Source organism: Saccharothrix xinjiangensis, from assembly GCF_039527585.1.
GTDB classification, from domain to species: Bacteria; Actinomycetota; Actinomycetes; order Mycobacteriales; family Pseudonocardiaceae; genus Actinosynnema; species Actinosynnema xinjiangensis.
Window position 1 is genome coordinate 272,293 of the sequence record NZ_BAAAKE010000003.1, and the last position, 26,864, is coordinate 299,156.

The 26,864-nt window shown below is 73.5% G+C and carries 25 protein-coding genes; 17 read left to right on the forward strand and 8 right to left on the reverse strand.

Annotated features, from left to right (window positions below):
* Window positions 1-30: 30 nt before the first annotated feature.
* Both ABD223_RS09395 and ABD223_RS09400 read right to left on the reverse strand, forming a co-directional pair.
* The gene (locus ABD223_RS09395) at window positions 31-591 is read right to left on the reverse strand and encodes a hypothetical protein (protein ID WP_344035620.1); all 561 of its coding nucleotides are present in this window, start codon (window positions 589-591) and stop codon (window positions 31-33) included.
* The gene (locus ABD223_RS09400) at window positions 576-1,868 is read right to left on the reverse strand and encodes a lytic polysaccharide monooxygenase (RefSeq protein WP_344035621.1); all 1,293 of its coding nucleotides are present in this window, start codon (window positions 1,866-1,868) and stop codon (window positions 576-578) included. The genes ABD223_RS09395 and ABD223_RS09400 overlap by 16 nt, the downstream gene beginning before the upstream one ends.
* A 125-nt stretch (window positions 1,869-1,993) precedes the next feature.
* On the opposite strand from ABD223_RS09400, the gene ABD223_RS09405 reads away from it, so the two are divergent.
* From ABD223_RS09405 to ABD223_RS09415, 3 genes are all read left to right on the forward strand, one after another.
* Window positions 1,994-2,869: a PfkB family carbohydrate kinase gene (locus ABD223_RS09405; RefSeq protein WP_344035622.1), complete on the forward strand. Its 876-nt coding sequence runs from the start codon at window positions 1,994-1,996 to the stop codon at window positions 2,867-2,869.
* A 155-nt stretch (window positions 2,870-3,024) separates the two neighbouring features.
* The gene (locus ABD223_RS09410) at window positions 3,025-3,984 is read left to right on the forward strand and encodes a C40 family peptidase (protein WP_344035623.1); all 960 of its coding nucleotides are present in this window, start codon (window positions 3,025-3,027) and stop codon (window positions 3,982-3,984) included.
* Window positions 3,985-4,073: 89 nt separating this feature from the next.
* Window positions 4,074-4,940: a MerR family transcriptional regulator gene (locus ABD223_RS09415; RefSeq protein ID WP_344035624.1), complete on the forward strand. Its 867-nt coding sequence runs from the start codon at window positions 4,074-4,076 to the stop codon at window positions 4,938-4,940.
* Between the two features lie 25 nt (window positions 4,941-4,965).
* Here ABD223_RS09415 and ABD223_RS09420 read toward each other — a convergent pair whose 3' ends face one another.
* From ABD223_RS09420 to ABD223_RS09430, 3 genes are all read right to left on the reverse strand, one after another.
* Window positions 4,966-6,231, reverse strand: a complete 1,266-nt coding sequence (locus ABD223_RS09420; protein ID WP_344035625.1) for a sunset domain-containing protein — start codon at window positions 6,229-6,231, stop codon at window positions 4,966-4,968.
* Window positions 6,232-6,258: 27 nt separating this feature from the next.
* A complete protein-coding gene (locus ABD223_RS09425; protein ID WP_344035626.1) occupies window positions 6,259-6,957 on the reverse strand; it encodes an OmpA family protein in 699 nt (232 codons plus the stop codon).
* A gap of 1,332 nt (window positions 6,958-8,289) precedes the next feature.
* Window positions 8,290-8,937 (reverse strand): hypothetical protein, encoded by a 648-nt coding sequence (locus tag ABD223_RS09430; protein ID WP_344035627.1) that lies wholly within the window; start codon window positions 8,935-8,937, stop codon window positions 8,290-8,292.
* 119 nt (window positions 8,938-9,056) lie between these two features.
* On the opposite strand from ABD223_RS09430, the gene ABD223_RS09435 reads away from it, so the two are divergent.
* The 3 genes from ABD223_RS09435 (at window position 9,057) to ABD223_RS09445 (ending at window position 10,419) form a co-directional block, all read left to right on the forward strand.
* On the forward strand, window positions 9,057-9,404 hold the full coding sequence (locus tag ABD223_RS09435) for an ArsR/SmtB family transcription factor (RefSeq protein WP_344035628.1): 348 nt from the start codon (window positions 9,057-9,059) through the stop codon (window positions 9,402-9,404).
* Between the two features lie 5 nt (window positions 9,405-9,409).
* Entirely contained in the window at window positions 9,410-10,015 is a 606-nt protein-coding gene (locus ABD223_RS09440; RefSeq protein WP_344035879.1) for an SRPBCC family protein, read from the forward strand.
* Window positions 10,016-10,098: 83 nt separating this feature from the next.
* Window positions 10,099-10,419, forward strand: a complete 321-nt coding sequence (locus ABD223_RS09445) for a DUF3140 domain-containing protein (protein ID WP_344035629.1) — start codon at window positions 10,099-10,101, stop codon at window positions 10,417-10,419.
* 3 nt (window positions 10,420-10,422) lie between these two features.
* Here the strand turns inward: ABD223_RS09445 and ABD223_RS09450 are convergent, their stop codons facing one another.
* Window positions 10,423-11,730, reverse strand: coding sequence for an NAD(P)/FAD-dependent oxidoreductase (locus ABD223_RS09450; RefSeq protein WP_344035630.1), 1,308 nt, complete (start codon window positions 11,728-11,730; stop codon window positions 10,423-10,425).
* Between the two features lie 72 nt (window positions 11,731-11,802).
* On the opposite strand from ABD223_RS09450, the gene ABD223_RS09455 reads away from it, so the two are divergent.
* From ABD223_RS09455 to ABD223_RS09470, 4 genes are all read left to right on the forward strand, one after another.
* Window positions 11,803-12,519: an HAD family hydrolase gene (locus ABD223_RS09455; protein WP_344035631.1), complete on the forward strand. Its 717-nt coding sequence runs from the start codon at window positions 11,803-11,805 to the stop codon at window positions 12,517-12,519.
* Window positions 12,519-15,032: a glycoside hydrolase family 65 protein gene (locus ABD223_RS09460; RefSeq protein ID WP_344035880.1), complete on the forward strand. Its 2,514-nt coding sequence runs from the start codon at window positions 12,519-12,521 to the stop codon at window positions 15,030-15,032. The genes ABD223_RS09455 and ABD223_RS09460 overlap by 1 nt, the downstream gene beginning before the upstream one ends.
* A gap of 587 nt (window positions 15,033-15,619) precedes the next feature.
* Complete coding sequence (locus ABD223_RS09465; RefSeq protein ID WP_344035632.1) at window positions 15,620-15,784, forward strand: hypothetical protein; 165 nt, start codon at window positions 15,620-15,622, stop codon at window positions 15,782-15,784.
* Window positions 15,785-15,955: 171 nt separating this feature from the next.
* Entirely contained in the window at window positions 15,956-17,092 is a 1,137-nt protein-coding gene (locus ABD223_RS09470; RefSeq protein ID WP_344035633.1) for an ABC transporter substrate-binding protein, read from the forward strand.
* 1,117 nt (window positions 17,093-18,209) lie between these two features.
* Here the strand turns inward: ABD223_RS09470 and ABD223_RS09475 are convergent.
* Window positions 18,210-19,007 carry a hypothetical protein gene (locus ABD223_RS09475; protein WP_344035634.1) on the reverse strand — a complete coding sequence of 266 codons (798 nt, stop codon included), beginning with the start codon at window positions 19,005-19,007 and terminating at the stop codon, window positions 18,210-18,212.
* Between the two features lie 89 nt (window positions 19,008-19,096).
* Here ABD223_RS09475 and ABD223_RS09480 point away from each other — a divergent pair, with 89 nt between their 5' ends.
* Window positions 19,097-19,579 (forward strand): DUF2087 domain-containing protein, encoded by a 483-nt coding sequence (locus ABD223_RS09480; protein WP_344035635.1) that lies wholly within the window; start codon window positions 19,097-19,099, stop codon window positions 19,577-19,579.
* A 10-nt stretch (window positions 19,580-19,589) separates the two neighbouring features.
* Here ABD223_RS09480 and ABD223_RS09485 read toward each other — a convergent pair whose 3' ends face one another.
* Complete coding sequence (locus tag ABD223_RS09485) at window positions 19,590-20,411, reverse strand: aldo/keto reductase (RefSeq protein ID WP_344035636.1); 822 nt, start codon at window positions 20,409-20,411, stop codon at window positions 19,590-19,592.
* A gap of 101 nt (window positions 20,412-20,512) precedes the next feature.
* Here ABD223_RS09485 and ABD223_RS09490 point away from each other — a divergent pair, with 101 nt between their 5' ends.
* The 6 genes from ABD223_RS09490 (at window position 20,513) to ABD223_RS09515 (ending at window position 26,863) form a co-directional block, all read left to right on the forward strand.
* Window positions 20,513-20,995 carry a winged helix-turn-helix domain-containing protein gene (locus tag ABD223_RS09490; RefSeq protein WP_344035637.1) on the forward strand — a complete coding sequence of 161 codons (483 nt, stop codon included), beginning with the start codon at window positions 20,513-20,515 and terminating at the stop codon, window positions 20,993-20,995.
* 124 nt (window positions 20,996-21,119) lie between these two features.
* Window positions 21,120-22,046 (forward strand): NAD-dependent epimerase/dehydratase family protein, encoded by a 927-nt coding sequence (locus ABD223_RS09495; protein ID WP_344035638.1) that lies wholly within the window; start codon window positions 21,120-21,122, stop codon window positions 22,044-22,046.
* Between the two features lie 41 nt (window positions 22,047-22,087).
* Window positions 22,088-23,701: a carbamoyltransferase family protein gene (locus ABD223_RS09500; protein WP_344035639.1), complete on the forward strand. Its 1,614-nt coding sequence runs from the start codon at window positions 22,088-22,090 to the stop codon at window positions 23,699-23,701.
* Window positions 23,698-24,714, forward strand: coding sequence for a glycosyltransferase family 2 protein (locus ABD223_RS09505; protein WP_344035640.1), 1,017 nt, complete (start codon window positions 23,698-23,700; stop codon window positions 24,712-24,714). The genes ABD223_RS09500 and ABD223_RS09505 overlap by 4 nt, the downstream gene beginning before the upstream one ends.
* Entirely contained in the window at window positions 24,711-25,622 is a 912-nt protein-coding gene (locus tag ABD223_RS09510) for a glycosyltransferase family 9 protein (protein ID WP_344035641.1), read from the forward strand. The genes ABD223_RS09505 and ABD223_RS09510 overlap by 4 nt, the downstream gene beginning before the upstream one ends.
* Window positions 25,580-26,863, forward strand: a complete 1,284-nt coding sequence (locus ABD223_RS09515; protein ID WP_344035642.1) for a UDP-glucose dehydrogenase family protein — start codon at window positions 25,580-25,582, stop codon at window positions 26,861-26,863. Before ABD223_RS09510 ends, ABD223_RS09515 begins: the two co-directional genes overlap by 43 nt.
* Window position 26,864 lies beyond the last annotated feature (1 nt).

The following is a 26,864-nucleotide window of genomic DNA, read 5'->3' on the forward strand; positions in this document are numbered from 1 at the left end:
CATCCCCGGTGAGTTCCCCGGGGGTCGTCCCTAGTGGTGGTGACCTTCCCGCTGCGCGTAGACGCAGCCCTCGGCCTCGGCCGCGATGGTGTGGGCCACCTGCTCCTCCGGCGTCACCGGCGTGCACCTCAGGTGGTGCAGCCCCAGGGCCTCCAGGCCGACCGTGCCGCTGAGCGCGAAGCCGTTGCCGAACCCGAAGTCCGGGTCGTCGGCGACCTCACCGGTCGACCGCGCGCCCTGCCAGGCCCGCTGGAGGTCCGCCAGCTTCTCCCGTTGGAAGATCACCAGGCCGAGCCGCTCGTACGGCCCCACCCGGCACGTGCCCCACTCCACCACGTACGGCGCGTACAGCCTGCTGCGCAGCGGCCCGACGAACTCGTCGAACTCCGCCATCGTCCGCGGCTGCACCTCGGTGCACTCGCCGGTCTTCTCGTGCACCCACTCGCCCACCGCCGCCGGGGTCGCCAGGGGCGGCCCCAGGGCGTTGGCGGCGAGGCCCCGGGAGCCGGTCGCCCCGGACGAGCAGGCGACCGACCCCACCAGGAGCGCGACCAGGGCCGCGCACCGCGCCGACATCAGGCCGTGGCGCACGAAGCGCCGTTGAGGGCGAAGGCGGCCGGGTTGGCGGGGGCGCCCTGCGACGTCCCGTTGAACCCGAAGCTCACCGACTGGCCCGGCTGGAGGTTCTGGTTCCAGCTCGCGCCCTTCGCGGTGGCCTTGCCGCCGGACACGGCGACCGCGGCCGACCACGCCTGGGTGATGCCCTGGCCGGAGGGCACGTCCCAGACCAGTTCCCACGCGCTGACCGCGGTGGCGCCCGTGTTCTTCACCGACACGTTCGCGGTGAAGCCGCCGGACCACGCGCTGCCCACGGCGTAGGTCACCGCGCACGCGCCGGTGGGCGTGCCGGTGCCACCGCCGCCGGTGCGGACCGAGACGACCGCCGAGGGGGTCGAGGTGTTGCCCGCCGCGTCGCGCGCCACCACGTAGAACTGGTAGGCGGTGTCGGCGGCGAGGCCGGTGACCGTGGCCGTGGTGCCCGAGCCGGAGGCGACCTGCACGTCGTTCGCGCCCGCCTCCCGGAACACCTGGTAGGAGGCCACGCCGGTGTTGTCCGAGGACGCGGACCAGCTCAGCGACACGGAGTCGCTCGTCGCGGTCGCGGTCGGCGTGCCCGGCGCCGTCGGGGCCTGGGTGTCACCGCCGCTGCCACCGCCGCTGAAGTTCACGTCCGAGCAGCTGTAGAACGCCTCGGGGCTGTCGCTGCGCTGCCAGATCGAGTAGATGACGTGGCGGCCGGACTTGTTGGGCAGGGTGCCGCTCCAGGTGTACTCGCCGCTGCCCAGCGGCGGGTTGGTGACGCTGTCGAACGGCGCGGGCTCCAGGTCCGACCACTTCAGCGGCTGGGTGACGTCGTAGCCGTCCCTGGTGACGTACTGGTCCCAGCGGCCGGGGTGCGGCGCCCACGCGTTGTACTTGAAGGTGATCCGCGACCCCGCCTGGAGGTTGGTCACGGGCCAGTCCGCGCGAGCCAGGTTGTAGGCGTCGTACTTGGTGGTCGGGCCGCAGAGGTCGCCGTCGGCGATGATCTCGCGGTGGCGGCCGCCCGCCTGGCTGATCAGGTTGCCGTACCAGTCCCACAGCGGTTGCTTCCCGCCGAGCTGCACCGCGGCGGCGCACGCCGGGTTCGTCGGGTTCAGGTCGCCGTTGCCGCCGAGCCTGCCGTCCTCGTAGCAGGCGTAGGTCCGGCTGGCCGGGTAGGTCATGGAACCGTGGGCCAACGCGACGCCGCTCGGGACGAGGACGGTGGTCACCCCGACGATGCCGAGCGCGGCGGCGGCCAACGCCCCGATGCGCTTGAGTCGCACGGATGTCTCCATTCAGATCGACGGTGATCTGCTAACTGGGAGCGCTCCCAGAATTACGATCGCATTACCGGTGACCAGACGTCAACGCTCTGTTTCAACTGGTGGTCGCCGGGTACCGGTCAGGCATGCGGATCACGGTGGTCGGTCAGGTGGCGCGTGACCTCGTGCTGGTGGTGCCCGAGGTGCCCGGGAAGGGCGGCAGCACAACGGTTTCCGAGCGCCGGGAGGTGCTCGGCGGCAAGGGCGCCAACATCGCCCGCAACGCCGTGCAGCTCGGCGCGTCCACCGCGCTGCTCGGCGTCGTCGGGGACGACCGCGAAGGCCGCCTGCTGGTCGAGGCGCTCGCGGCGGACGGGGTAGGGACCTCCACCGTGGTGCAGCGGACGGGCGCCCGAACGGCCCTCGTCGTGGACGTCGTGTGCGACGGCCGGTACCGCTACCTGGAGGACATCCCCGAGGACACGCTCGTCACCACCGCCGACGTGGGGGCGGCGGCGACCGCCCTCGCGGCGGCGGACGCCGTGGTGCTCCAGCTCCAGCAACCCGGCCGCGCCGTGCTGGCCGCCGCCCGCGCCACGTCCGGCCTCGTGGTGCTCGACGGCCTGCCGGACGACGAGGTGGACGCCCTGCTGGCCCGCGCGGACGTGCTGCGGGCGGACCACGCCGAGGCCGAGCAGCTGGTCGGGCGGGCCGTCGACGGACCGGAGGACGCGGTGGCGGCGGGCCGGGAACTGCTCGCGCGCGGCCCGTCCGTGGTGGCGCTGGAGGTGCCCGGCGAGGCGAACGCGCTCGTCTGGGAGGGCGGCTCGGCGGTGGTGCCGCTGACCGACGAGGACGTCGTGGACACCACCGGCGGCGGGGACGCGTTCGTGGCCGCGCTGGCCGTGGCGCTGGCGCGCGGCGACGACCCCGGGACGGCCGGCAGGTTCGCCACCGCCGCGTCCGGCCGCGCCGTCGACCACCCGGGCGGCCGCACGGACCTGACCGGCCTGACCCGCTGACGCGTTTTCCACCACCCCTGGTAGACGGCGATCACGCGGTTCCGTAACCTGTCCGAGACCTGACCGGGGGTAACCCGTTCGGGCTAGGTCCGGTTATGGAGGAGGGTCGCGGGACCGTGGCGTCGAACCCCGCTCAGCGCACCGTTCGCGCCGCCGTGGCGGCCACCGCAGTCGCCGTGCTGATCGGCGCGCTGCCGCTGCCCCACGCCGGGGCCGATCCCGTGCCGTCCAACGCCTCCGACGCGCTCAAGCGGTACAACGAGCTGTCCACGCAGGCCGAGGCCCTCAACGAGGAGCACCTGCGGGCGCAGGAGGAACTCGCCGACGCGCAGGGCGCGCTCGACCAGGCCAACCGCGACATCACCACCGCCGAGGAGGCGCAGGAGTCGCTGCGCGGGCAGGTCGACCTGCTCACCGAGGCGTCGTTCCAGGGCGCGCGGTTCAACCAGCTGTCCGCGCTGCTGGTGTCGGACTCCCAGCAGGACTTCCTCAACCGGATGTCGGCGCTCGGCGTGCTGGCGCACGACAGCGCCGAGGCGTTGCGCGGCCTGGAGGAGGCGGTCGACGGCGCCGCCGACGCCGCGCGGCGCGCCACCGAGGCCACGGAGAGCGCGAACCAGGCCATCGGCGAGATCGACCGGCGCAAGGGCGCGCTGAACCAGCAGATCGACGAGGCCCGCGAGGCGTACCGCTCGCTCAGCCCCGCCGACCGCCGGTCGTTGAACGACGCGGGCGACACCGGCCCCATCCCGGTGCCGGCGGGCCAGGCCGGCCAGGCGCTGGCGTTCGCGCTGGGCGAGCGCGGCAAGCCCTACGTGTACGGCTCGAACGGCCCGAACTCGTGGGACTGCTCCAGCCTCATGCAGGCGGCCTACCGGTCGGTGGGCATCAGCGTCCCGCGCACCACCTACGGGCAGGCCAAGATCGGGCGCGGGGTGTCGCGCAACGAGGTCAGGGCCGGCGACCTGATCATCTACTACAGCGGTCAGACGCACGTGGCCATGGCGATCGACGGGCTGCGGGCCGTGCACGCCTCCACCGAGGGCGTGCCGGTGAAGGTGCAGGACATCGAGTCGATCGGCCCGGTCGACGTGATCCGCCGCGTGGTCGGCTGACCCCCGCCCTCCCCGCGATCACGCGCGCGTCCCGGACCGGCTCGTTACCATGATTCGGTTCAGGGCAGATCCGCACAGGCGGGAGACGCGTGGAGCAGTGGAGCGCGGGCACGGTCGCGCGAATGCTGGGCATCTCGCCCACCACGCTGCGCACGTGGGACCGGCGCTACGGACTCGGCCCGGACACCCGTGAGGAGGGCAGGCACCGCCGCTACTCCCCCGCCGACGTGTCCCGGCTGCGCCGGATGCTGGAACTCACCGCCCAGGGCATGGCCCCCGCCGCAGCCGCCGCCGTCGCCCTGGGCTCACCCCCGCCCGCGACGTCCCGGGCCGGTGGCGGGCCGAAGGCGATCGCGGTCGACGGTTCGGTGGAGGGTCGGGGGTTCGCCCGAGCGGCGGCCCGGCTGGACGCGCCCCTGATGACCGCGCTGACCCTGGAACTGGTGGAGCGGCGCGGCGTGGTCGACGCGTGGGAGTCGGTGCTGGCGCCGTTCCTGGCCGCGCTGGGCGAGCGGGTCATGACCCGGGGCAGGGGCGTCGAGGTCGAGCACCTGGCGACGGCGTGCCTCCTCGACGCCCTGCGCGTGACGGAGCCCGCGGCCCCCGACGGGCGGCTGCCGGTGCTGCTGGCGTGCGCGCCGGAGGAGCAGCACAGCCTGCCGCTGGACGTGCTGGCGGCGGCGCTGGCCGAACGCGGGTGCGCGTCGCGCAACCTCGGGGCGCGGGTGCCCGCCGAGTCGCTGCTGGACGCGGCGGCGCTCTTGTCGCCCGGTTCGGTGGTGCTGTGGGCGCACGCCCGGGTTCACGCGGAGGCCGCGCCGGTGGCGGACCTGCTGTCGCGCGGGCACGTGGTGCTGGTCGGCGGGCCGGGGTGGGAGGAGGCGCCGGTTGGGGCGCGGCGGTTGTGGACGTTGAGCGAGGCGGTGGAGGCGGTGCTTGAGCTGAACCGCTCTTGAACCGGGTTCGAGCGGTCTTGGGAGATCACCGGTTCGCGCCGACTTTGGGCTTGGGCTTGGTAGTGGGCTCAGGCTTGGCGGCGGACTCTGACGTGATCGCGGGTCCTGGCTTGGTCGCGGGTCCTGGCTTGCTCGCGGACACCGGCTTGCTCACGGATCCCGACTTGGTCGCGGACCTTGCCTTGGACGCGGACCTTGCCTTGGACGCGGACTTCGGCTTGGTCTCGCGCTCGGGGCCGGTCTTGAGCGCGGGGGCGGCTCGAACCTCCCCAGCGGCCTTCACCTTCGGCACCCACGGCGTGTAGCCGGCGCGCTCGGCCTCCTCAGCGGAAGCGAAGGTGACCTCACCCTTCATCCGCTTGAAGTACGGCGAGGCTGAGGTGTGGAAGACCATGGACCTGGAGTTGCACTTCACCACTCCAGACGACCGCGTCACCAAGGCATGGCGACCTGAACCACCCGCCGACACCTCCGCACCCCGCAACCCACCACCCCCACCGGTGCCGACTCCGTCGACCACTTCGGATTGCGCCCGCAACGCGCCAACTTCCGAGCCAACTTCCGAGGCGTTCACCGACTCGAACCGCTCAGGGAGCACCGCGTTCCGAACTTCCTCCCCCAACGTCCCTCCCGGCTCACCCAGCCCTTCACCCAGCCCTTCACCCAGCCCTTCACCCAGCCTCTCGTCCTTCCCATGCCGCCCGTGCCGCCCCTCTCCCCACCATCCCTCTCCCTGCCGTTCCCCTTCCTGCCGCCCTTCTCCCCGCCGCCCCTCTCCCTGCCATTCCTGCGATCGCTCCACCAGCCCTACGTGCTCCAAGACCTCGGCGTGCTGTTGGGGGAACTCCAGGGTCGCCGGCTCACTGACCGCCCCACCACCCACCCCAACCGTCTTTTCATTCTGCACTGAAATTACAAAGGCATCAGAATATGACACTGCCGGGTTGGCGGCCGTCCAGGTGGTCGCCAGGTTGATCGCCGTTGAGCCGGCCGCCGCGGCGTCAGTGGTCGCGGCGCCTGCGCCCACCGGTTCAACGATCGACATCGACTCGAGGGCCGCCCCAACTCCTGTCTCAGCCCCCTCCCCGTCTCCCGGCTCGAAGTCGGTGATCACGTGTTCCGCGGGTTCAGCCGGAGCCGGCGGAAGGGCGGGCCAGATCATCCGGCGGACGCGGGCGTTCTCGGCTCGGAGGTCGCGGATGGTGGCGCGCAGCGGCAGCCAGGTCAGCACCGCACCTGCGGCGAACGCCAGCACGCACAGGACGAACATCTGGGTGAACAACCAGAACACTGGCACTCCTCCGAGCTCCGTGCGGAGCTAGCTGATCAGGACGTCGACCTGGCAGGTGGCCGGGTCCGAGTTCTCCGGTGCGGTGTCGACGACGACCGTGGTCTCGATCCGGTCCGGTCGCACACCCTGGGCGGTGAAGAGGTCCCGCACCATCCCGGCGCGGGCAGAGGCGAGGTCGTGGGCGTCGGGGCGTTCGGCGGAAGCGTGCCCGACCAGGGTGACGGTCGACGCGGGCGCGGCCAGCAGCAGCCTGCCGACGCGGTTGACGAGGACCGGGCCGTGCCCCTGCCAGTCGGTGGTGCCGGGTTCGAAGCGGAAGCCGCCGTTGCGCTGGACCATGGCGGTGACGGAGCGCTGAAGCGCTCCCACGTCCGGCGGTCCGCCGATCGGCGCGCGAACCCCGACGTTCAGGTGACGGACGGAGACCACCCGCCGCACGGACTGCCGCAACACCTCGGCCGCCTCCTCATCGGGCACGACGGCCGCGACATCCACCCGCGCGCCCTTGAACTCCGCGGTGAGACCAACGGCCCCGCTCCCCACCGCGGCCACGAGCAGGTCGACGACCTTGCCATGCGCGGCCGGCACCGGTTCACCGTTCGGGTTGACCAGGTCCGTCACCCGGTAGGGACCAACCCCGCCCCGAACCGCCTCGACCAACGCGGTCCGCTCGGCATCATCACGAGCGTCCCCGACCAGCAGGACCTCGTCAGCACGAACCAACACCACCAACCGCCCGCCCGCGCCCCCACCACCCCGCTCCCACTCGATCTGTCGCGCGCGGGCATGAACCCCTGACGCCGCAAGGAGAGCCGGGACGAGCAGGACTCCAACGAGCCACACTCGCCAAAGCCGGGATTTCACCACCGGGCGTTACTACCGGACGGCGAGGCCCAGGTGCCAGCAGCACTCCCCGTGTCCACACGATGCGAGTGAGCATTTCACCTGACCAGGTGACCTCACCCCACTCCCCAACCACCCCCACCGCACCCACCCCGGCCCTGGCAACCACAGCCCCGCCCATCCCAGCCCCGCCCATCCCAGCCTCGGCCACTGACCGCAGCCACCCAATCCCGGCGGCTCAGGCGGAGCCGACCGGAGGGACGTGACCAACCGGGCCACGCCAGCCGGGCAGGGCGGACGGCCAGCCCCAGCAGCCAGGGCGGGAACCCGGGCAGCCAGGCGACGGCAGCCGGGTGGAAGGTGGCGCGATGCAGCCGGGCGGAAGGGCCGGCGCGGGGTGCATCCATGCAGGGCGCAGCCGAGCAAGGCAGCCGGATGGGCCTGCCGGGGTGGGCCGAGGCGAAGTGCGGATGGCGTGGGCGGACTGGTCCGCGCGTGGCGGTCCTGGCGGGGAGTGTGTGGGCTGGTCCGCGCTTGGCAGTCCCGGCGCGGAGCGGGTGAGCTGGTCCGCGCATGGCAGTCCCGACGCGGAGCGGGTGGGCTGGTCCGCGCTTGGCAATCCTGGCGCGGAGTGGCTGCGGCGGAGTTGCTGCGGCGTTCGGCGGTCTGGACGCGAGCGTCACAGCGCTGGCCGGCCGGTGCTGCGAGGCCGTGGTTCCGGGAGGTCCGCATCAGGCAGCTTCGGCGGCGCTTGCCTGGAGGTGGGCGTGCTTGCCTGCACCAGCCACCGCATTGCGGGGCTCTTTCGGCGGGTCGGCAGCTCGGGAGTGGGATCGCTGGGGCTGGGTGGACCGGCTTTGGGGATGGCTCGGGCCGGGCGGGGTCGGTGGTGGACGGAGTTGGTGGTGGGCTGCGGGGTCGAGGGCTGGGTCGGGGTTGGGTGGCAGGGGTTGTGGTAGCTGGGGTCGGGGTGGTCGGGGATTGGGCGGGATCGAGTGGGTGGTTGGGTGGGCGGGTGGTTCGGGGGCTCCGATTTCTTCTAACCGATGGTCGAGACCCCCGTTTTCGTACATCTTCCGCCGATGATCACCCGATCGTGTCCGACACCGGTGGCGGCACCGGCTGCGACGCCGACGACGGAGGCGCCAACGGCGGTACCAACGGCAGTACCGGCGGAGACGGCAGCACCGGTGACGGAGGTGGTGTTTCCGCTGTTCAAGCCGCTGACGGTAGCACCCCCTGCCGGCAGCCGCACTTGCTGCACACCGGGTGGGACGGCACCTGGATGTCCGCCACCAACCGCCTGGAGTCGTCGAACGTCGGAACCTTCTGGCCGGGCACCAGGAGGCTGTCCAGGACCTCCTGCCGACGCCTCGCCAGCGCCCTGGACCGCTCCACCGGGTCCTTCAGCCTGGACCTCACGCGCTCGCGCGACTGCTCGCGCGCCAGCGTGCCGGCCGCGCTGAGGGGGCGGGCCTGCTTGGGCTGGGTGAGGCGCGCGTTGCGGCGGTTGATGCGCCACCACGCGCCCAGCGTCATCCCCGGCACCGGGGGGCGCGCCCTGTGCGCGCCCCCCTGCCACCACGACCTCAGCCGCGCACGGAGGAAGTCGTGCGCTACCTGGTCGCGGCTCCTCGGGCTGCCCTGCTTCGTGCCGTCCGGCCTGCGGTCGACCGCCGCCAGCAGGGCGTCGACGCACCACCCCTCGCCGAACCAGGGCTCGACGGCGCGGCGCAGCGCGGCGCGGTTGGCGTCGGCCCAGTTGGCGCGGAGGCAGAACGCCTCGACAGCCGTGTCGATCTCGGCGTCGGTCTCTGGGATGACACGGCCGGGCCACTGACGGGGATCAAGTCGAACTCGCATCGCACAGCTCCCTTCGAACGCGTACCGAACATCCGTTCGAAGATGTTGCCACCTACCACCGACAATTTTGGAGTCCGAAGTCTTGACTTATATAAGTCCAAACTTGAAAGATGCAGGTCGTGCACGCGTTTGACGTTCTCGGCGATCCTGTGCGACGCCGCATCCTGGAGCTGCTCGCCGACGGCGAGCTGGCCTCGGGCGCGGTCACGGAGGTGGTCCGCCGGGAGTTCGGCATCTCCCAGCCCGCCGTGTCCCAGCACCTCCGGGTGCTGCGCGAGCACGGCTTCGCCCGGGTCCGGGCGGAGGGCAACCGCCGCCTCTACGCGGTGGACGCCCGGGGGCTGCGGGAGGTGGACGAGTGGCTCGACCGGTTCCGCCGGTTCTGGAGCGGGCACCTCGACGCGCTGGCCACCGAGCTCGCGCGCGGCAAGCGCGAGAGGCGACTCATGGAGGAGGAACAAGAGTGATCGACATGGCCGACCACCTCAGGTCCATCGGCCGCGAGCTGGGCAAGGACGACGGGCAGGTCGTGGGCGTGCTGCTGCGCCGCACCTACGAGGCGACGGTCGAGGACGTGTGGGACGCGATCACGGACCCCGCCCGGCTGCGGCGCTGGTTCATGCCGGTCAGCGGCGACCTGCGGGAGGGCGGGAACTTCCAGCTGGAGGGCAACGCGGGCGGCGACATCCTGACCTGCGCTCCCCCGAAGCTGCTCAAGGTCACGTTCGGCGGTGAGACGTCGATCGTGCAGGTGCGGCTGACGCCGGAGGGCGGGCGGACGACGGTGGAGCTGGAGCACACCGTCCCGCCGGAGATGGCGGCAGGCGGGGCGGGCGCGCTCTACGTGGGTCCGGGGTGGGACGGCGGTCTGCTGGGTCTCGCCCTGTTCCTGGCGGGCGAGGTGGCCGAGGGCGCCGACCCGGTCGTCATGGCGGACTCGGAGGAGGCGCAGCGGTTCAGCCTGGGGTCGATCGACCTCTGGGCGGCGGTGGTCGAGTCGGGGGGCACGTCGTCCGCCGAGGTGCTGGCGGAGGCGATCGGCGTGGCGAAGGCCCAGTTCGCGCCGGGGGTGGGCTGAGGGCGGGTGAAGTTCACCTCGGACCGCGAAGTTCACGGAACCCGCCAGTTTCGCCACGGCCGCGAGCGGCAACCCACTGCCTCATGACCGACACCCTGTGGGAAGAGTTCCACCGCGTGGTGAACATGACCTCGAACGAACTGGAGGCCTGGCTGCGCACCCGCTCGGCGGACGAGGACAGCGAGACCGTGCCGGACCAGGCGGGCACGGTCACCGGTCAGGAGGTGCTGTCGGTGCTGCGCAAGCGCCGCACCGACCTGACCACGGAGGACGTGAGGGTGATGCGCAAGGTCGTGGACCGGGTGCACGAGCAGCGCCGCGCCGACCTGGAGCCGACCGCGGGCGAGGCGCACTGGCGGCACCGGCTGATGTCCATCGGCCACGACCCGCTCAAGCCCGCCTAGGGCTCACGACCGCTTGATCGTCGGCACCTGCTCCGCGTCCGACAGCCGCACGCCCGCCTCGGGGACCAGGCCGAACTGCACGACCTGGCGGCGGGCGAGCAGGTCGGTGAGCCAGTCGACGGCGACCCGCAGGCGGTTGCCCGGCATGGCCAGCAGGTGGTAGCCGCGGGCCACGGCCTTCGCGGGCAGGCCGGTGAGCGGCACGTGCAGCGGGTTCGCCACCGCCTGCGCGCCGGCCAGGTCCACCACGAACCCCAGGTCGCGGTGCCGGTACGTCCCCACGGCGCCGCGGCCGAGGGACGCCGCCACGTTCCGCCCGGCGAGCTTGCCCTGCCGCTGGGCGTGCTGCGCGGTCATGGGGGTGGGCCGGTTGTCGTTGAACACGTCGGGCACGGCCGCCACGTCGCCGGCGGCGAACACGTGCGGGTGGGTCGGCACGGCCAACGTGGGGTCGACCACGACCCGGCCCTCCTCGGTCTTCACCGCCACCGACTCGACCAGCGGGTCGGGTCGCACGCCGACGCACCACACGAGGGTCCGGGTGGGGATCTCCGTGCCGTCGGTGAGGCGGGCGCACGTGGCGGTGACGGACTCGACGCTGGTCTTGAGCCGCAGGTCCACGCCGCGGGCCCGCAGCACCCTGGCGGCGGGTCCCGACAGCCGCTCGTCGAGGCCGGGCAGCACGCGGGGCGCCGTGTCGACGAGCACCCACCTGAGGTCGGCCTCGGTCAGCCCGGTGCGCCCGCGCAGGGCCGACCTGGTCAGCTGCTGGACCTGCGCCACCAGTTCGGTGCCCGTGTAGCCGGCGCCGACCACCACGAACGTGGCGCGCGCGGCGCGCTCGGCCGGGTCGTCGGCCTGCTCGGCCAGCTCGACCTGCCGCAGCACGTGGTCGCGCAGGAACACCGCTTCGGCGACGGACTTGAACCCGAAGGCGTGCTCGGCGACGCCGGGGATGGACAGCAGGCGGGTGACGGAGCCCGCGGTGAGCACGAGGCGGTCCCACTCCAGGACCTGTTCGCGGCCCTCGACGTCGACCACGGCGCACGTGCGGGCGCCCAGGTCGATCGTGGTGGCGTTGCCCTGCACGAGCCGGGTGCGCGGCAGCTTGGGGCGCAGCGGCACGGCGACCCGTCGCGGGTCGAGCGAGCCGCCCGCGACCTCGGGCAGCAGCGGGACGTAGAGCATGTAGTCGGTCGGGTTGACGGCGACCAGCTCCGCCGCGTCGGGCGGCAGCACCCGCTCCAGCGTCCGGAGGCAGTGGTAGCCCGCGAAGCCCGTGCCCACGACCAGCACGCGTGGCTTGCCCATGGCGGTTCCCTCCGACGACGGTGGTGACGACGACGACGGGTACCCCGGACGGGAACAGGGTAGACACGGGACATGCCCCTTGGACTGCCGGATGCGGTATCCGCCTGCTTGTTCGACCTCGACGGCGTGCTCACCAGCACGGCCGTGCTGCACCGCCGGGCTTGGCGGCGCACCTTCGACGACTTCCTGGCCCCGCGCGGCCAGGCCCCGTTCACCGAGCTGGATTACGTGCGGTTCGTGGACGGACGCCCCCGGTATGACGGGGTGCGGGAGTTCCTGGCCTCGCGCGGCGTCACCATCCCGGAAGGAGCGCCCGACGACCCGCCGGACACCGATACCGTGCACGGGGTGGGCAACCGCAAGAACGAGCTGCTGGAGGAGGTCATCCGGCAGGAGGGCGTGGCGCCGTACCCGGGCACGGTCCGGTACCTGGAGGCGGCGCGGGCGCGCGGTTTGGACATCGGGGTGGTGACCTCGTCGGCGAACGCCCGCAAGGTGTTGGACGCGGCCGACCTGAGCCGGTTCGCGCAGGCGCTGGTGGACGGCGTGGTGATCAGCCGGGACGGTCTCCGGGGCAAGCCCACGCCGGACTCCTTCCTGGTGGGCGCGCGCGAGCTGGGGGTGGCGCCGGAGCACGCCGCCGTGTTCGAGGACGCGCTGTCGGGCGTGCAGGCGGGTCGGTCGGGCGGTTTCGGGTTCGTGGTGGGCGTGGACCGGGCGGGGCAGCGGGACGCGCTGCTCGCGCACGGGGCGGACGTGGTGGTCGACGACTTGGCGGAGCTGCTGTGATGGTGTTCGACAGGGATGCCGGCGGCGGGCCCGGCGGCACGGCGGACGGGCCGAGCGAGGCCGCGACCGCGCCCGGCGGGACGACGACCACCCCCGACGACCGCGCCGTCGACGACCTCGGTTCGTCCTCGGACGACGGCGAGCTGGGCGGCGGCGCGGCGGGGTCCCCCGGCTGGGAGGTGCTGCCCTGGCTGCTGCGCTGGCGGGGCCTGGCGGTGGACCAGCTGCGCCGGACCGAGTCGGTGTTCGCGCTGTCCAACGGCCACCTCGGGATGCGCGGCACCCTGGACGAGGGCGAGCCGCGCGGCCTGCCCGGCACCTACCTCAACGGCTTCTACGAGGCGCACGCGCTGCCGTACGGGGAGTCCGGCTACGGCTACCCGGAGGACGGGCAGACGGTCGTCAACGTCACCGACGGCAAGGTGATCCGGCTGCTGGTGGAGGACGAGCCGCTGGACATGCGCTACGGCAAGGCCCACGAGCACGAGCGGGAGCTGGACTTCCGCTCCGGGACGCTGCGCCGCCGCACGGTGTGGGAGTCGCCGACCGGCCGCCGGATCACCGTGCGCAGCGAGCGGCTGGTGTCGCTGACCCAGCGCGCGGTCGCCGCGATCCTGTACGAGGTGGAGACCGACGAGCGGGTGCAGCTGGTGGTGCAGTCCGACCTGCTGGCCAACGAGCCGGTCGAGCACGACAGCGACGACCCGCGGGTGGCCGCCGCGCTGGAGGACCCGCTGGTCGCGGACTTCGCGCACGCCTCCGAGCAGCGGGCGATCCTGGCGCACCACGCGCGCAACTCGGAGCTGCGCATGGCCGCGGCGATGGACCACGAGCTGGAGACCGGCGGCGACGGCGTGCGCACCGAGATCAGCGCCGATGGCGACCTGGCCCGGTTCACCGCGGCCGTGGACGTGCCCGCGGGCGGGAAGCTGCGGCTGGTGAAGTACCTGGGTTACGGCTGGTCGGCGCAGCGGTCGGTGCCCGCGCTGCGCGCCCAGGTCGAGGCGGCGCTGGCGGGCGCGCGGCAGACCGGCTGGGAGGGGCTGCTGGCCGAGCAGCGGCGGTTCCTGGACGAGTTCTGGGCGGCCGCGGACGTCGAGGTGCGCGGTGACGACGAGTTGCAGCAGGCGGTGCGGTTCGCGCTGTTCCACGTCATGCAGGCGGCGGTGCGCGGTGAGACGCGGGCGATCCCCGGCAAGGGCCTGACCGGGCCCGGCTACGACGGGCACGCGTTCTGGGACACGGAGATGTTCGTGCTGCCCGTGCTGGCCTGCACGGTGCCGGAGGCGGCGCGGGACGCGCTGCGGTGGCGGCACTCGACGCTGGACAAGGCGCGGGAGCGGGCGCGGGTGCTCGGTCAGGGCGGCGCGGCGTTCCCGTGGCGGTCGATCAACGGCGCGGAGTGCTCGGCGTACTGGCCCGCGGGCACGGCGGCGTTCCACGTGTCCGGCGACGTGGCGCACGCGGTGGCGCAGTACGTGGACATGACCGGCGACGTGGCGTTCGAGCGCGAGCACGGCACGGAGATCCTGGTGGAGACCGCGCGGCTGTGGACGTCGCTGGGGCACCACGACCAGCACGGCGGGTTCCGCGTCGACGGCGTCACCGGGCCCGACGAGTACTCGGCGGTGATGGACAACAACACCTACACGAACCTGATCGCGCAGGAGAACCTGCGCAACGCGGTCGCGGCGTGCGAGCGGCACCCGGAGGTGGCCGAGCGGCTGGACGTCACCGACGAGGAGACCGCGGCCTGGCGCAAGGCCGCCGACGGCATGCTGCTGCCGTTCGACGACCTGCTGGGGGTGCACGAGCAGGCCGAGGGCTTCACCTCGCACGCGGCGTGGGACTTCGACCGGACCGACCCCGACGAGTACCCGCTGATGCTGAACTACCCCTACTTCGACCTGTACCGCAAGCAGGTGGTCAAGCAGGCCGACCTGGTGCTGGCGATGCACGTGCGCGGCGACGCGTTCACGCCGGAGCAGAAGGCCCGCAACTTCGCCTACTACGACGCGCGGACGGTCCGCGACTCCTCGCTGTCGGCCGGCACGCAGGCGGTGCTGGCGGCCGAGGTGGGCGCGCTGCGGCTGGCCTACGACTACCTGTCCGAGGCGGCGTTCACCGACCTGCACGACCTGCACAAGAACGTCCACAACGGACTGCACATGGCGTCGTTGGCGGGCGCGTGGACCGGGCTGGTGGCCGGGTTCGGCGGGATGCGCAACCACGGCGACGGGCTGTCGTTCGCGCCCCGGCTGCCACCCGGGTTGACGGGGCTGGCGTTCCGGCTGACCTACCGGGGCGCGCTGCTCTCGGTGGAGGTCGAGCCGGGGCGCGCCACCTACCGGGTGCTGTCCGGCGGGCCGCTGCGCGCCTCCCACCACGGTGAGCGCATCACCGTGGAGAAGGGGGAGCCGGTCACGCTGTCCATCCCGGACCCGCCGAAGCCGCCGGAGATCCGGCAGCCCCGGCACCGGGCGCCGGTGCGCCGCACCCCGCCGGGGTCGTGAGCTGATCACGCGGCCGCGCGCCACCCCGGTGCGGAGTGGCGCGCGGTCGTTCGTCACCTGCACGTGGGACGGCGTGGTCGTTCGTCACCCGGTCGGGAGGTGGTCGGCGACCGCGCGTGGTCGGGCGCACTTCGGGACGCCGCACCGCATGGCCTCGCCGAGTGGTGATCACGCCGTGGTGCGGCCTTGCCGTGGCGTGCCCTTGGGGCGTGATCTTGCGACGCGATGTTGCGTCGTGACCTCGGCGTGTGCCGGCCGGCTCGAAGGGATGAGGTGCCCGGCCGGACCCCTGGGGGGAGTGGGGTCCGGCCGGGACTGTCAGGCGGCCTTGGGGGGGCGGCGGCCGCCTACGCCCTCATCGTGCGGGTGATTACCCCTGTTACCGGTCACCAAACCAACCCATTTGATTTTCTTGGGTGCCCTGCCCGGAGGTCCGGCGTTCCACCCGGCGGACCCGCGGCGATCCTTCCGCCCGCCCAGGACCGGAACACCATATCCGCACTTCTGCGGTCCCGTTCGGCCAAAAACGTAACCCACAGGAGTGAGAAGGGCAGCGCCGGGACCGGTGGCCGGACAGGATCCGGAGAATGAGCTCAACACCGATCTACGACGAGTTGGCCGCCACCTACCTCGCCGACACCGAACCGGGCGAGCCCGCCGCGCCGCCCGCGGACCCGACCCCGGACGCCGCGCCACCGGGCCGTGCCGAACGCGCGTCGCGGGATCGGCCGCGCAAAAAGCCAAAGGTCTGAACCAACGATCTTGACACCGCCTCACGCGGCGGAGTAGGACGACTTGAGTCCGTAGACCAGGGCGCCTACCCCGAAGGGTGGAGCGGAATGCGTGTACGAGCACTGCTCACGGCGGCAGCGCTGCTGGCTGTGACAGCCTGCACCGGGGGGCAGCCCACCACGCCTGACCAGGTGACCCTCACCTGGTGGGATCACTTCAACCACTCCCCCATGGCCGACCAGGCCGTGGACCACCTGCTGGCGCGTTATCAGCAGGAACACCCGGAGGTGCGGGTCGAGCGCAGGTCGATGTCCCCCGACGAGTTCCGGGCCGAACTCGTCGAGGCGACCGCCTCCGGCACGTTCCCCGACATCGCGGCCGTCGACTCGCCGGACCTGCCCCGGCTCGCGGACCAGGGCGTGTTGGCCGACCTCACCGACCGCTTCGCCGGGTGGCAGTTGACCGACCGGTTCCTGGAGCCGGTGCGCGAGAGCGCCACCCACGGGGGCCGGTTCTACGGCGTCCCGCTGCGCAGCACCACCACGGCGCTGGTCTACGACCGGCACGTGTTCGAGCGGGAGGGCGTGGCCGAACCTCCCGCCACCTGGCCGGACCTGCGCACCACGGCCCGCGCGCTCACCGGGGGCGACCGGGCGGGACTGTGCTTCCCCACCGACGGCGAAGACCTGACCACGACGTTCCTGCCGTTCCTGTGGCAGGCGGGCGGCGACGTGGCGGACCTCGGCGCGCAGGGTGGCGTCGACGCCCTCGCCTACCTCCGCGACCTGGCCGGCGACGCCGGCGCGCCCGCGAACACCCCGGGCCTGACCGCCGACGAGGCCGCGCGGCGGTTCGCGGACGGGCGGTGCGCCATGGTCATCGCCGACCCCGGCTCGATCCCGGTGTTCAACCAGGCGGGCCTGAACTGGGCGGCGGCGGCGCTGCCGCGAGGCGAAGCGGGCACGGCGGCGCCCCTGGGCGGCGAGACGTGGGTGGTGGGTCGGGGCAGCGGTCACGTCGACCAGGCCTGGGACCTGCTCACCTGGCTCGCCGAAACCCGGGACAACGCCACCGAGTTCGGCGGCGGGCTGGGCGCGCTGCCCAACCGCGCCGACACGGTCGACGACCTGGCCTGGCAGTGGGACCCGAACCTGGCGGGATTCGCGCACCAGTTGGCGACCGCGCGCAGCCGGACCTCGTACGGGGCGAAGTACTCGGAGGTCTCGGGGGTGATCAGCACGGCGGTCGCGGACGTGCTGGGCGGACGGCGTGAACCGGCCGAGGCGGCTACCGGGGCGGGAGCCGAGGTCAGCCGATTGCTGGGGTAGGCCGGGCGGCGCGGGGACGCAGGCGGCGCAGGCGGGGCGGGGACGCGGGCTGCGCAGGCGGCGCGGCAGGCACGAGCGGCGCGGGCTGCTCGACAGGGTTGGGCGGGGCGAGCCGCGCGGCAGGGTTGGGCGGCCGGACGGGCTGGGCCGAGCAGAGCAGGTCGAACCGGGCTGGGACGGGGCAGGCCAGACCAGGTGTGGCGGGCCAGGCACGGCGGGTCCGGCGGGCGCTTGGGTCCGGTGGGCGGGCGCAGTGGGCGGGCAGGTCACGTGATCGGGTGCGCGTGGCGGTCGGCTGAGGCGGCGGTCGGGCGCGTGTGGCGGCCGGCGGGCAGGTTCGGCAGCCGGGCGGGTCCGGCAGTTGGGCAGGTCTGGCGGTCGAGCGGGTCGTGGCTGTCTGGTGGTCTGGTGGTCTGGTCGGTGCGGCGGTTGGACGGGTCTGGTGGTCGGGTGGGTCTGGTGGTCGGGTGGGTCTGGTGGTCGGGTGGGTCTGGTGGTCGGGTGGTGGTTCGAGGGCTCCATTTCATTTAACCGATGGGCGAGACCCCTGTTTTCGTACATCTTCGGCCGATGATCACTCGATCGTGTCTCACTACGGCGGCGGCGAGGGTCGACAAGGGAGAGATCCGAGGAGGTTACTGGAAATGGCGGAGAGCGGCAGGGTGGCGGGCAGAGGTGGCAGGGGCGGAGGTGGGGAGGAGCGGATGCGCGGGCGGTGGATGGGTGAGGGTGCGTGGTGTCCACACGGCCCCGCGCCCTGCTCTCGTCACGCATCCTGCACAGCTCCTCACCCCATCAGGTAACGGCAGGCATCCCCGTGGTGGGACACCGCCTGGACCAGGGATGATTCCGGTTGCTCCGGGTAGTCCGGCCTCATGCGGAACACAGTTCGCGCGCGCGACGGCACGGCAGCCGACACCCGGAGGTTCAGTCGGGCGCAGCTGCTCGCGCTCGTGGTCGGCGTGCTCCAGCTCGTCATGGCGTCGATCCCCTTCCTCCCCATGGGAGAGGGCACGAACCACACCTTGTACGTCTGCACCGGCGCGGCGGGTGTCCTGCTCGCTTGGCGCCACCACCACGCCCGCTTCTACGGCGTCGGCCTGCTCCTCCTCTACGGTCAGCTGTTCATCACCGACGCGGACGACACCGGCCCTTTCGGCCTGCCGACCCTGGAGACCTTGGCGTACGGCCGGGCGGCGGTGGCGGGCCTGGTGATCGTCCTCATCCCGGCGTTCAAGCGGCGGTAGTCGCCGGCGGTCAGCGTGCCGTCCGGGTGGAAGCGCAGCTTGGGGTCGTGGCTGTGGGCGATCGACTCGAACATCGCCCGGTCCGCTGTGGTCGTGGGCCGCCAGTACATGTGGGCGCCGTGGGTGACCCCCATGTCCATCGACATCATGGTCGCCACCGCCCGGTCGTAGCGGCGGTCGCTCAGCGCCCGCCCGCCGGAGGCGTGGATGTCGAACACGTCGTGGTCGCCGGTCAGGGGGCGTAGCGCGCCGCGGCGGTCGTAGCCGTGGACGACGCCGTTCCGCACCACGTACTCGCCGCGCCGCTCGAACGCGGTCATCTTCTCGCGCAGCGCGTCGAACTCGACCCGCCGCTGGTCGTAGCGCCGCAGCAGGCGGTCGCTGAGGTCGTGCCCGGGTAACGCGGGCGGGAAGTAGCCGACCAGGCCGCGCTGGCCCTCCGACGCGCCCAGTCGGACGTCGAGGTCGTCGATGGTCTTGGCCTTGACGGCCTCCGGTTTGGGCAGCGCGCCCGCGCGCAACCACGCCACCGCGTGCGGGTTCGTGGCCCGCACGTCGATGACCAGGTCATGCTCCGCGGCCACCTGCTGGAACTTGTGGGCGTGCTCGGTGGGCATGCCGAAGACGGGCTCCACCGAGGCCAGGGGAAAGAGGAGATCAGTGCGCACGGGTATTAAGGTCCGCCCTCAACCCGGGTGCGCCGGCGGCGCGGTTGGGGTTGGCTCTGCCCGTGACCCCTGATTCTCTGCTCGGACTGTTGGCGGAACCCGAGAGGTTGCGCGTGGTGGCGGCCGTCGTGCTGGGTGCGCGCACGGGCGCCGAGGTCGTCGACGCGACCCGGTTGGACACCCGGGGCGTGGAGCACGCGCTGCGCAGGTTGCGGACCGCCGGCCTGGTGGTGACCGACGCGTCGGGCCTGCGGGTGCGCGAGGAGCTGTTCCAGGACGCCGCGCGGGTCGGGCAGGCGGACCGGGTGCGGGAGGACCCGTTCGTCCGAGGCGGGCGGCTGGTGAGGCTCCCCGCGCAGCGCGAGCGCAGGCGGGCGGTCCTCGAACAGGTGAGCACCGCGTTCGAGCCGGGGCGGCGTTACGCCGAGAAGGACGTGGTGGCGGTGCTCAAGGCGTGGTGCGAGGGTGGCGAGGTCGACCACGTGACCGTGCGCCGGTACCTGGTCGACGAGGGGCTGCTCGACCGGGCCGGCGGCGAGTACTGGCGCTCGGGCGGCCCGGTCGAGGTGTGAGCGGCTCGGGTCAGCCGAACGTGTCGGGGTCCGGGCCGGTGCGCAGGCCGCGGTCGAGGCCGGCGATCAGGTCCAGCTCCTCCTGGTCGAGCGCGAAGTCGAAGATGCGGGCGTTCTCCGCGATGCGGCTCGGCGTCACCGACTTGGGGATGACCACGTTGTCGAGCTGCACGTGCCAGCGCAGCACCACCTGGGCGGGTGTGCGGCCGTGCTTGTCGGCGATGGAGGTGATCGCCGGGTCGGCGAGCAGGTCGCCGCCCTGGGCGAGCGGGCTCCACGCCTCGGTGGCGATGCCGTGCGCCCGGTGGAACGCGCGCAGTTCGCCCTGCTGGAGCCACGGGTGCAGCTCCACCTGGTTCAACGCGGGCACCTCGCCGGTGGCGTCGATGACGCGTTCCAGGTGCGCGGGCTGGAAGTTGGACACGCCGATGGCGCGGACCCGGCCGTCGGCGCGGAGCTTGCCGAGCGCGCGCCAGCTGTCGACGTAGCGGTCCTGCCCGGGCGCGGGCCAGTGGATGAGGTAGAGGTCGAGCTGGTCCAGGCCGAGCTTGGCGATGCTGGTGTCGAACGCGCGCAGCGCCTCGTCGTAGCCCTGGTCGGAGTTCCACAGCTTGGTGGTCACGAAGACCTCGTCGCGGGGGACGCCGGAGTCGGCCAGGGCGCGGCCGACGGGCTCCTCGTTGCCGTAGGCGGCGGCGGTGTCGATGCTGCGGTAACCGACCTCCAAGGCCTCGGTGACGGCGGCGTGCGTGTCCTCAGTGGACACCTGGAAGACGCCGAAGCCGAGCTGCGGCATGGTCACGCCGGTGTTCAGGGTGGTGCTCCTCGTCATGCCGCCATCATGCACCTTGTCAAGGGCTTCCACGTGCCGGGAGCCGTTGACCCGCGCCTGTTCCCGCTGGTCGTATCACTGGTGTGAGCGCATTCCCTGGTGTGACGAACGTCGAGGTGACGATCGCCATCCGCTTGTCCGCACCCCCGTCCCACGTGGTGGACGGGGCGCAGCGGTTCGCCGAGGCGTTGCGGTCCGCGCTGGACCTGCCCGAGTCGGAGGTGGTGGTCGAGCTGCCGCCGGTGCGCGAGCTGCCCCGGCGGGTGGAACCCGAGCTGCGGGTCCTGGTCGACTCGCGGCGCGTGCTGCACCGCGGTCGGCCGGTGGAGCTGACCCGGTTGGAGTTCGACCTGCTCCACCACCTGTGCACGCACCCCAGGCAGGTGCACCGGCGGGCGTCGCTGATGAACAGCGTGTGGGGTGGGACGAGCACGGTCGACACGCGGACGGTGGACGTGCACGTGCGGCGGCTGCGTCGCAAGCTCGGTGACGCGGCGTCGTTCATCACGACGGTGCGCGGGGTGGGGTACCGGGTGGACGGCACGTCGGACGTGGTGGTGGAGCGGGACGCCCTGGCCGGGTAGCCGACCGGCCGTGCCGCCGGGTGGCCCGGTCCTGCGCCGCGCCCACCACCGCCTTTCCGGGCGCCGGCGGGCGCTACCCGGGTGAGCGGTGGTTACACCCGCACTTCGCGGGTAGCTCACTTTCATGGGCTTCGAAAGAGCGGTGGTGACCGGCGGCGCCGGTTTCCTGGGTTCGCACGTGTGCGAGGCGCTGCTGGCGGGCGGTGCGCGGGTGGTGTGCGTGGACGACTTCCGCACCGGCTCGCCCGACAACCTGCCCGACGACCCGCGGCTGGACGTGGTCGTGGCGGACGTGTGCGACCCGCTCGACGTGACCGGCCCGGTCGACCTGGTGCTGCACCTGGCGTGCCCGGCGTCGCCCGTGGACTACCTGCGGATGCCGGTCGAGACGCTGAGGACCGGCGCGCTGGGCACGCAGCACGCGCTGGAGCTGGCCCGGGCCACCGGGGCCCGCGTCGTCGTCGCCTCCACCAGCGAGGTCTACGGCGACCCGCTGGAGCACCCGCAGCGGGAGACGTACTGGGGCAACGTCAACCCGATCGGCCCGCGCAGCGTCTACGACGAGGCCAAGCGCTACGGCGAGGCGTTGACGTGCGCGTTCAGCCGTGAGCACGGGGTGGACGCGGGCATCGTGCGGATCTTCAACACCTACGGCTCGCGGATGCGCCCGGACGACGGCCGGATGGTGCCGACGTTCCTGCGCCAGGCCCTCGCGGGCGAGCCGCTGACCGTGCACGGCGACGGGCGGCAGACCCGGTCGCTGTGCCACGTCGACGACCTGGTGCGCGGCCTGCTGGCGATGGCGGGCAGCGGGCACCTCGGCCCGGTGAACCTGGGCAACCCCGAGGAGGTCACCGTGCTGGAGGTCGCCCGGAGGGTGATCGAGTTCACCGGCAGCTCGTCGGTGGTCGAGCACGTCGACGCCATGACCGACGACCCGCGGCGGCGCAGGCCGGACATCTCGCGGGCCCGTGACCTGCTGGGCTGGCAGCCGGAGATCACCCTGGCCGAGGGTCTGCGGCGGTCGTTCGACCGCCACCCCGTCGGGTGACCGGCCCAGGCCGGTCCACACAGGAGCGAAAGGGGAACGCCGTGCGCGTGCTCGGCATCAACGCGATCTTCCACGACCCCGCCGCGGCCCTCGTGGTCGACGGGCGGGTCGTCGCGGCCGCGGAGGAGGAGCGCTTCTCCCGGCGCAAGCACGGCAAGCGGCCGGTGCCGTTCTCGGCGTGGGAGCAGCCCGAGCTGGCCGCCCGCTGGTGCCTGGAGCGGGCCGGGCTGACGCCGGGCGACCTGGACGCGGTCGCCTACTCCTACGACCCGGACCTGGTGGAGCCCAGTGACGTGCCGTGGGAGGATTTGCGCACCGAGTACGCCCGCCGGGCGCCGTACTTCCTGGCCACCGCGCTGCCCGGCCTCGACCCGGCGATCGTGCGGTTCGTGCCGCACCACGTGGCGCACGCGGCGTCCGCGGGCCTGGCCGCGCCGTACGGCGGCGACTGCGCCGTGCTGGTCAACGACGGCCGCGGCGAGTGCCGCTCGCACCTGGCGGGCAGCTACCGCGGCCACCGGTTGGAGACGCTGGCCGCGCAGCACCTGCCGCACTCCCTCGGCCTGCTCTACGAGGACCTGACCGAGCACCTGGGTTTCCTGCGCTCCAGCGACGAGTACAAGGTGATGGCGCTGGCCTCCTACGCCGAGCCGCGCCACCTGGACCTGATGCGCGAGCACTTCTACGCGACCGAGGACGGCGGGTTCGCGGTCATGCCGCTGAACTGGGCGACCCTGGCGAAGAAGCGCGAGCCGCACGAGGAGGTGACGCGGGAGCACGCCGAGCTGGCGGCGAGCGTGCAGGCGCGGCTGGAGGAGGTCCTGCTGGACCTGGCCCGGTGGCTGCACGGGCGCACCGGGCACAAGCGGCTGACCATGGCGGGCGGCGTGGCGCTGAACTGCGTGGCGAACACCCGGATCTTCGCCGAGGGCCCGTTCGAGGAGGTGTGGGTGCAGCCGGCCGCGGGCGACGCGGGCACCGCGCTCGGGGCGGCGCTGACCGTGGTCGCCGACGCGGGCGAGCCGGCCGCGCCGATGCCGGGCGCGGACCTGGGCCGCTCGTGGAGCGACGAGCAGGTCCGGGGGTACCTGGACCACGCGAAGATCGCCTACGAGGAGCCGGAGGACGTGGCGGTCGCGGTGGCCGAGGCGCTGGCCGACGACCAGGTCGTGGCGTGGTTCCAGGGCCGCAGCGAGTACGGTCCGCGCGCGCTGGGCCGCCGTTCGCTGATGGCGCACCCCGGCAGGCAGGAGAACCTGGCCCGGCTCAACGAGGTCAAGGGCCGCGAGCAGTTCCGGCCGATCGCGCCGATGGTGCTGGCCGACCGCGCGCCCGAGCTGTTCGAGCGGGGGCCGCTCCCCAGCCCTTACATGCTGTTCGTGCACGACGTGAAACCCGAGTGGCGCGACCGCATCCCGGCCGTGGTGCACGTGGACCACACGGCCCGCGCCCAGACCGTCGACCCGGCCGACGAGCCGCTGGTGGCGCGCGTGCTCGGCGAGTTCGAGAAGCGCACCGGCCTGCCGGTGGTCGTGAACACCAGCCTGAACACCGCCGGGCGGCCCATGGTCGACGACCCGCGCGACGCGCTGGAGTGCTTCGGCTCGGCGCCGGTCGACCTGCTCGCGATCGGCCGGTTCGTGGTGCGGCGATGAGCGGGGACGTCGACTACGCGGTGGTCGTCCCGACCGTCGGCCGGTCGAGCCTGGGCGTGGTGCTGGACGCGCTGGAGCGCGGCTCCGGGCCACCGCCGCGCGAGGTGATCGTGGTGGACGACCGGCCCGACCCGGGCCCGCTGCCCGCGACGCACGCGGCGCGCGTGCTGCGCACCGGCGGCCGGGGTCCCGCGGCCGCCCGCAACGCCGGGTGGCGCGCCGCGTGCTGCGAGTGGGTGGTGTTCCTCGACGACGACGTGGTGCCGCCGCCGGACTGGAAGGCGCGGCTGGTCGCCGACCTGGAGTGGCTGGGCCTGGAGGTGGGCGCGTCGCAGGCGCGGATCACCGTGCCGCTGCCCGCCGACCGGGCGCCGACCGACTGGGAGCGCAACACGGCCGGGCTGGCGACCGCGAGGTGGATCACCGCCGACATGGCCTACCGGCGGGCGGCGCTGGTGCGCTGCGGCGGGTTCGACGAGCGCTTCCCCCGCGCCTACCGCGAGGACACCGAGCTGGCGCTGCGCGTCCAGCGGCACGGGTACCGGGTGGTCACCGGCGACCGCGTGACCACCCACCCGGTGCGGGAGGCCGACTTCTTCGTGAGCGTGCGGCAGCAGCGCGGCAACGCCGACGACGCGCTGGTGCGCCGCCTGTTCGGGCGCGGCTGGCGCGAGGAGTTCGGCGGCGCGCCCACCAGGCTGCCCCGGCACGCGGCGACCACCGCGTCCGCCGCCCTGGCCGTGCTGGCCGGGCTGCTCGGGGCGCGGAAGGCGGCGCTGCTGCTCGGCGGCGCGTGGGCGGCGCTGACCGCGAAGTTCGCCGCCGACCGCATCGCGCCCGGGCCGCGCACCCGCGAGGAGGTGGTGAAGATGCTGGTGACCAGCGCCGCCATCCCGCCCGCCGCGTGCCTGCACCGGGTCCTCGGCGAGGTGCGCCACCGCCGCGTGGGCCCGCCGAGGGCCGCCGACGTGTTCGACCCGCACGCCGAACGGCCGCCGGTGGTGCGGCGGTGAGGGTCCTGGTGCTGCGCGCGCTCGGCCTGGGCGACCTGCTCACGGCCGTGCCCGCGCTGCGGGGCCTGCGCCGCGCCGACCCCGGCGCGGAGCTGGTGCTGGCCGCGCCCGCCTGGCTGGCCGACGCGGTGGCGCGGATCGACGCCGTCGACCGGCTGCTGCCCACCGAAGGGCTGGAGCCGATCGACTGGGCGTCGATCGACTGCGCGCCACCGGACCTCGCGGTCAACCTGCACGGGCGCGGGCCGCGGAGCGCCGAGCTGCTGCGCGCCACCCGGCCGCGCCGGCTCATCACGCACGGCGCGCACGTGCCCTGGGTCGAGCGGCAGCACGAGGTGGTGCGGTGGTGCCGGCTGCTGGCGCAGTTCGGCATCGCCTGCGACCCGGACGACCTGCGCCTGCCGCGCCGACCCGCCACCGGCGCGGTCGTGGTGCACCCCGGCGCGAGCCACGGCGCCCGCCGCTGGCCCGCCGAGCGGTTCGCCGAGGTCGCGGCGGCGCTGGGCCCGGACGTGGTGGTCACCGGCAGCCCCGCCGAGGAGCCGCTGGTGCGGGAGGTGGCGGGGGGCGGGCGCACCCGCACCGGCGACCTGGGCGGCCTGCTGGACCTGGTGGCGGGCGCGCGGCTGGTGGTGTGCGGCGACACGGGCGTGGCCCACGTCGCCACCGCGTTCGGCACGCCGTCGGTGGTGCTGTTCGGGCCGGTGTCGCCCGCGGACTGGGGACCGCGCGCGTCGGGGCCCCACGTGGCGCTGTGGCGCGGCCGGACCGGCGACACGTTCGCCGACGAGCCCGACCCCGGCCTGCTGGAGATCGGCGTCGGCGAGGTGCTGGCGGCCGCACGAGCGCTGATGGGAGGTGGACCGTGGCCAGGATCGGCGTCGTCGGCGCGGGCTATGTCGGGTTGACCACGGCGGCGTGCTTCGCCCGCCTCGGGCACGACGTGGTGTGCGCGGACGTGGAACCGGCCAAGGTCGAGTCGCTGTCGCGGGCCGAGGTGGGCGCGCACGAGCCGGGGCTGCCCGAGCTGGTCGAGGAGGGCGTCCGGGGCAAGCGCTTGCGCTTCGTGCTCGGCAACGACGAGGCGCTGTCCGGTGTGGACTTCGTGTTCCTGTGCGTGCCCACCCCGACCGGCGCGGACGGCGCGGCCGACCTGGCCGCCGTGCACGCCGTGCTGCGCGAGGCGCGGGGCGCGGTGCGGCCCGGCTGCGCGGTGGTGCTCAAGTCCACGGTGCCGCCCGGGACCGCCGAGCGGGTGGCCGGGCTGCTGGGCCGCGACGACGTCGGCGTCGTGTCCAACCCGGAGTTCCTGCGCGAGGGCCACGCCGTGGACGACTTCCTGCGGCCCCAGCGGGTCGTGGTCGGCGCGTCCGCCGGCGGCGAGGACGCGGCGCGGCGCGTGGTCGGGCTCTACGAGGGCACGGGCGCGCCGGCGGTGGTCACCGACAGCACCAGCGCGGAGCTGGTGAAGTACGCCAGCAACTGCTTCCTGGCCATGAAGCTGTCCTACGTCAACAGCCTGGCCGAGCTGTGCGAACGGGTCGGCGGTGACATCTCGGACGTGACCGAGGGCATGTCGCTGGACGACCGGATCGGCACGGCGTTCCTGGAACCGGGACCAGGCTGGGGCGGCTCGTGCTTCCCCAAGGACACCAAGGCGCTGCTGTCCGCCGCCGAGGAGGCGCGCGTCGACTTCCCGCTGCTGCGCGCGACCATCGGCACGAACGGCCACCAGGCGCGGCGCGTCGTGGACCTGGCGCGCGCGGCGATCGGCCCCCTGCGCGGCGCCCGGCTCGGGCTGCTGGGGCTGACGTTCAAGGCCGGCACCGACGACCTGCGCGACTCGCCCGCCCTGGCGGTGGCCGCGCTGCTGGCCGAGGAGGGCGCGCGGCTGGTCGGCTACGACCCGTGCGTGCGGCGGGACTGCGGGCCGGTGCGGGTGCTGGGCTCGGCGGAGGAGGTGGCCCGGGGGGCCGACGGGCTGCTGGTGCTGACCGAGTGGCCCGAGTTCGCGGAACTGGACTGGCCCGCGCTGGCCGACTCGGTGCACCGGCGGGTCATCGTCGACACCCGCAACCTGCTGCCGTTGGACAAGGTCGTGGAGGCCGGGTTCCACCTGGTGAACCTGGGGCGCCGGGCGGCGGCCTGAC

What these genes read in the sequence shown, in the direction of transcription:
- ABD223_RS09405 (WP_344035622.1), top strand. Translation starts at nt 1,994, where the DNA reads ATGCGGATCACGGTGGTCGGTCAGGTGGCGCGTGACCTCGTGCTGGTG.
- ABD223_RS09430 (WP_344035627.1), bottom strand. Translation starts at nt 8,937, where the DNA reads ATGCGAGTTCGACTTGATCCCCGTCAGTGGCCCGGCCGTGTCATCCCA.
- ABD223_RS09440 (WP_344035879.1), top strand. Translation starts at nt 9,410, where the DNA reads ATGGCCGACCACCTCAGGTCCATCGGCCGCGAGCTGGGCAAGGACGAC.
- ABD223_RS09445 (WP_344035629.1), top strand. Translation starts at nt 10,099, where the DNA reads ATGACCGACACCCTGTGGGAAGAGTTCCACCGCGTGGTGAACATGACC.
- ABD223_RS09450 (WP_344035630.1), bottom strand. Translation starts at nt 11,730, where the DNA reads ATGGGCAAGCCACGCGTGCTGGTCGTGGGCACGGGCTTCGCGGGCTAC.
- ABD223_RS09455 (WP_344035631.1), top strand. Translation starts at nt 11,803, where the DNA reads ATGCCCCTTGGACTGCCGGATGCGGTATCCGCCTGCTTGTTCGACCTC.
- ABD223_RS09460 (WP_344035880.1), top strand. Translation starts at nt 12,519, where the DNA reads ATGGTGTTCGACAGGGATGCCGGCGGCGGGCCCGGCGGCACGGCGGAC.
- ABD223_RS09465 (WP_344035632.1), top strand. Translation starts at nt 15,620, where the DNA reads ATGAGCTCAACACCGATCTACGACGAGTTGGCCGCCACCTACCTCGCC.
- ABD223_RS09485 (WP_344035636.1), bottom strand. Translation starts at nt 20,411, where the DNA reads ATGACGAGGAGCACCACCCTGAACACCGGCGTGACCATGCCGCAGCTC.
- ABD223_RS09495 (WP_344035638.1), top strand. Translation starts at nt 21,120, where the DNA reads ATGGGCTTCGAAAGAGCGGTGGTGACCGGCGGCGCCGGTTTCCTGGGT.
- ABD223_RS09505 (WP_344035640.1), top strand. Translation starts at nt 23,698, where the DNA reads ATGAGCGGGGACGTCGACTACGCGGTGGTCGTCCCGACCGTCGGCCGG.